This is a genomic window from Nostoc sp. CCY 9925 (genome assembly GCF_963920935.1).
Classification (GTDB): Bacteria; Cyanobacteriota; Cyanobacteriia; order Cyanobacteriales; family Nostocaceae; genus Nostoc.
The window spans coordinates 1-254 of sequence record NZ_CAWUDO010000325.1 but is presented as its reverse complement, the minus strand read 5'-3'; the positions used below and the strand labels follow the sequence as shown (position 1 = coordinate 254).

The following is a 254-nucleotide window of genomic DNA, read 5'->3' as shown; positions in this document are numbered from 1 at the left end:
CGGCGGCGTCCGAGCCTGCCAGCCACTTCTTGACCGAGGCGGCGATCTCGCCCGCCGTCGTCAGCCGGCAGGTTCCGCGCTCGGCCAGAACCTGAATGCATTCGGTCTTCTGCCAGGCGTTGTCGATCTTCTTGATCCAGTAGCCCTGTTCGCCAGAGCAGCCGATCTCATGGACGATGGCGCCTTCGTTGGACTTGCCGATGACGCTGGCGTCATCAACCGTGCAGGGCACGCCCGCTTGCTGGGCGTATTCA

1 protein-coding gene is annotated in these 254 nt (G+C 64.2%); it reads right to left on the bottom strand.

The genetic code is table 11. From position 1 onward, the window contains the following. The coding region (locus tag ACM0OY_RS40635) for a hypothetical protein (protein WP_414574336.1) at nucleotides 1-254 on the bottom strand (254 nt) is incomplete at both ends.